Below are 3,872 nucleotides of genomic sequence, written 5' to 3'. Positions count from 1 at the left end.
GCTCGGTGATGTGTATATGCGAGAGGCCGGGTCCTGGGCCAGCGCGGCCGGCGCGGAGCGCACCGGCACCTGCTCGCGCATGGCGAGGAGCGCCAGCGCCGGCACCAGCACGAGCGCCGCCGCACCGGCCAGGACGGCGCGCTTCACGGCACGGCGAGCGCGCGCATCACGCGCTCGATCGCCTGGGCCTGCTCCGCGGTCGGCGTCCAGAGCCCGAACACCTTGGCGAGGAAGAGCCCGTCGGCGGCCGCCATCACGACATGGGCATGGCCCGGCGGCAGGCCGTCATCCTCCACCCGGGCGCGGATGCGCGCATGCTCGGCGCGGATCGGGTCGATCAGGCGCGGATCGTGGGCGTGCGCGGAGAGCAGGGCGGCGGCGATGCGCAGGTCGCGCTCGGCGCGCTCGGGCGCGCTGTGCAGCGCCCAGGCGATCACCCCGCGCGTGTGCCGGCCGGGTCCCGGCGGCTCGGCGGCGACCACGGCGTCGAAGATCGCGCGCATCTCCGCGGCCAGCCGTTCCACCAGCCCGGCGAGCAGCGCCTCCTTGGAGCGGAAATGGTGCAGCAGCCCGCCCTTGCTGACGCCGGCCTCGGCGGCGACCGCATCGAGCGAGAGGGCGGCCACGCCGCGCGCGATCACCACGGTCTCGGCGGCGTCGAGCAGGCGGTCGCGGGTGGTCGGGCTCCTGGCCATGCGCGACCTTACCGTCCGGACGGTCGGGACGCAAACCGTCCGGACGGTCGGCGCGGGGGAAGACCTCGCCCCCCGCGCGTCCGCGCACGCCGCCTCACATGCCCGGCAGCGGCGTCCAGTGCGGCGCCGGCCTGAGGATCCGGTTCTCCATGTGCACCAGGTGGCCGGCCTCGGCGGCGCGCCTGAGATAGGCCTGCCAGGCGGGGTCCGCCGCCATCGCCGCGCGCTTCGCCTCGCGATCGGCAAGCGAGTCGTAGGCCCACATGTGCACCACCTGGTTGAGTTGGCCTTCCACCGTGACGTACCAGCCGACGCAGCGGCCGAGATACTTCTGCTGCAGGGGCCAAGCGTGCTCGCGATAGAGTGCGACGAAGGCGTCCACGTGGTTGGGCTTGCAGGTGTAGATGCGCAGATCGACGATCACGGCGTTTCCTCTCGCGCGGGTCGGGGTGGCGGCCGCGCGGGGCGCGCGGCCGGCCCGGACGGTAGCCGATCGCCGCGGCCGGCGTCAGGCGGGCGGCTGATGGACACGGTGGCGGAACGACTCGCCGCCTGGGCGGAGGCCGAGGAGGCGCGCTTCCTCGGCCGGCTCGAGGACGAGGCGCCGTGCAGCGGCTGGATCGCCGAGTACTGGAGGATCGTCGGCGACGCCGCGGGCCGTCCGCACTACCGCCACGTCGACGGCCGCACGGTCGACGCCGAGGGCGAGCGCTGGGCCTGGAGCGCCGCCTTCGTCGGCGCCGGCGTCTGGGCCGCGACCGGCGGGGCGGAGTGGTTCGCCTACTGCGAGTGGCATTCGACCTATGTGCGCGACGCGATGCGCCGCGCCGCGGCGGGCGGCGACCAGCCCTACCGTGCCTTCCCGATCGACGCGCTGCCGCCGCGGCGCGGCGATCTCGTCGTGCAGTGGCGCGCCGGCATCGGCGACGGCGCGCCCGACCGGCCGGTGACGTGGCGGACCGCGCCGCGCCTCGACCCCTTCACCAGCCATGGCGACATCGTCGTGCGCGTCGCCGACGGCGTGGCCGAGATCGTCGGCGGCAATCTCGCCGACACGGTGCAGCGGCGGCGCTTGGCACTCGGGCCCGACGGGCGCCTGCGCGACACCGCGCAGGCGCGCGGCCACTGGTTCGCGCTGATCCGCTTCGCGTGAGTCCACCTCCGGCGCGCCTGATCCCGACGACCCGGCGCGGATGTCCAGTCCCAGGTGCGGCTGTCACGGCGGCTTAACCGAACTGCGATCGGCCCGACATCGCTGCCGCGCTATCCCGGCCGCATGCGGGAGGCCACACCGTCCGCCCTGATCGTCGAGGACCTGAGCGTCGCCTTCGGGTCGGTGGCGGCGCTCGAGCGCGTCTCCTTCGCCGTCCCCGCCGGGCAGTGCGTCGCGGTGATCGGGCCGTCCGGCGCGGGCAAGTCGACGCTGCTGCGCGCGATCAACCGGCTGACACCCTGGCGCGCCGGCCGGATCGTGGCGGAGGGTCAGGACATCGGCCGCCTCCAGGGCGCCGCCCTGCGCCGCTGGCGGGCGCGGGCGGCGATGATCTTCCAGCAGTTCAACCTCTCGCCGCGGCTCGACGTGCTGAGCAACGTGCTCACCGGCCGGCTCGTGACGCTGCCGTTCTGGCGCAGCTGGACCGGTGCCTTCCCGCACGCCGACCGGATCGAGGCGATGCTGCTGCTCGACCAGCTCGGCCTGGTCGAGAAGGCGTTCGTGCGCGCCGAGCGGCTCTCCGGCGGCCAGCAGCAGCGTGTCGCGATCGCGCGCGCCCTCATGCAGCGGCCGTTCCTGCTGCTCGCCGACGAGCCGACCGCCTCGCTCGATCCCGGCAACGCCACGCTGGTGATGGAGACGCTGCGCGCGATCAACCGCAGCCGCGGCATCACGGTGCTGGTCAACCTGCACAACGTCGCCCTGGCGCGCGCCTATGCCGACCGGATCATCGGGCTGCGCGCCGGCCGGATCCAGTTCGATGAGCCCGCGAGCAGGCTCGCCGACAGCATGCTCGCGGAACTCTACGCGGGCGCGGCCGAGGACGAGCCGGAGCCCGCCATCCGCCTGCTCGAACCGGCGTGACCGGGAACGTTCCGGGCCTGCCGCGAGAGCCGCCGCAACAGGAGGACGAACCATGACACCACGCCTGGTCCCGGCCGCGCTTCTGGGCGCGGCGCTCGCGCTGCCGGCGCAGGCCGACTGGCGCGGCCAGTACCGCGAGCTCGGCTTCGGCGTCATTCCGGTCGAGACGCAGACCGAGGCCACCGCCTCGTTCCGCGAGTTCATCCCCTATGCCAGCGAGAAGCTCGGCGTGCCCGTGAAGCTGTTCACCGCCTCCGACTTCATCGGCGTCAACAACGCGCTGATCGCGAGGCAGATCCACTTCGCCTGGACGAGCCCCTCGGCGATGGCGGGTTCGATCCTGGAGTGCGGCTGCGTCGAGCCGATCGTCACCGCCACCGACAAGGACGGCAATCTCGGCTACAACTCGGTGCTGATCGTCCGTGCCGACAGTCCCTACCGCACGCTCGAGGACCTCAAGGGCAGGACGGTCGCGCGCACCGAGCCCAACTCACAGTCGGGCTTCCTCGTGCCCACGGTCGAGTTCGCCAAGCGCGGCACGCCGGTCGACCGCTACTTCGTCTCGCCCCTCTCGGGCGGCCATACCCAGTCGGTGCTGGGCGTGCTCAACGGCACCTATGACGCCGCCTTCACCTGGACGACCAAGGGCGACGGCTACGGCCAGATCCGCACCATGATCGACAAGGGCATGCTGAAGCGCGACCAGATCCGCGTGGTGTGGGAGAGCGCGGTCGTGCCGGCGCCGCCGATCATCGTGCACAAGGACACGCCTGCCGCGCTGAAGGCGGAGCTGGTGCGCTTCTTCACGGGGCTGCACAGGGACCGGCCCGACCTCGCCCGCGCGGTGGCGCATGGCGAGACGCAGGGCTTCGTGCCGATCGACCTCTCCTACTACGAGAGCACGATCGAGGCGCGCCGGATGCTGCGCGACGCACGCCGGCGCGGCGGCTGAGTGCCGTCGCGCATCCGGGACGAGGCCCGCGCGGCGGCGCTCGCGGGTGAGGGCGGAACGCGCGGGGGGGGTCGGCCGCGCCCCCCCCAGGGCGGGGCGGCTTTTGCCGTCATTGGCGCGGGGCAACCCCGCGCCGATATGATGCTCG

The 3,872-nt window shown here is 73.6% G+C and carries 5 protein-coding genes; 3 read left to right on the top strand and 2 right to left on the bottom strand.

Annotated elements, in window-relative coordinates:
• Positions 1–143 precede the first annotated feature (143 nt).
• Entirely contained in the window at positions 144–695 is a 552-nt protein-coding gene (locus FK498_RS17790; RefSeq protein WP_141856933.1) for a TetR/AcrR family transcriptional regulator, read from the bottom strand.
• A 94-nt stretch (positions 696–789) separates the two neighbouring features.
• Positions 790–1,119, bottom strand: a complete 330-nt coding sequence (locus FK498_RS17785; RefSeq protein WP_141856931.1) for an NIPSNAP family protein — start codon at positions 1,117–1,119, stop codon at positions 790–792.
• Between the two features lie 99 nt (positions 1,120–1,218).
• On the opposite strand from FK498_RS17785, the gene FK498_RS17780 reads away from it, so the two are divergent.
• The 3 genes from FK498_RS17780 (at position 1,219) to phnD (ending at position 3,724) form a co-directional block, all read left to right on the top strand.
• Complete coding sequence (locus tag FK498_RS17780) at positions 1,219–1,848, top strand: DUF2272 domain-containing protein (protein WP_141856929.1); 630 nt, start codon at positions 1,219–1,221, stop codon at positions 1,846–1,848.
• A 123-nt stretch (positions 1,849–1,971) separates the two neighbouring features.
• Positions 1,972–2,772, top strand: a complete 801-nt coding sequence (phnC, locus tag FK498_RS17775) for a phosphonate ABC transporter ATP-binding protein (RefSeq protein ID WP_141856927.1) — start codon at positions 1,972–1,974, stop codon at positions 2,770–2,772.
• 52 nt (positions 2,773–2,824) lie between these two features.
• The gene (gene phnD / locus FK498_RS17770; RefSeq protein WP_161988480.1) at positions 2,825–3,724 is read left to right on the top strand and encodes a phosphate/phosphite/phosphonate ABC transporter substrate-binding protein; all 900 of its coding nucleotides are present in this window, start codon (positions 2,825–2,827) and stop codon (positions 3,722–3,724) included.
• Positions 3,725–3,872 lie beyond the last annotated feature (148 nt).

Source organism: Elioraea sp. Yellowstone (genome assembly GCF_006704265.1).
In the GTDB taxonomy this organism is placed as follows: Bacteria; Pseudomonadota; Alphaproteobacteria; order Acetobacterales; family Acetobacteraceae; genus Elioraea.
The sequence above is the reverse complement of the archived record's forward strand: the minus strand, read 5'-3'. Positions and strand labels throughout refer to the sequence as shown.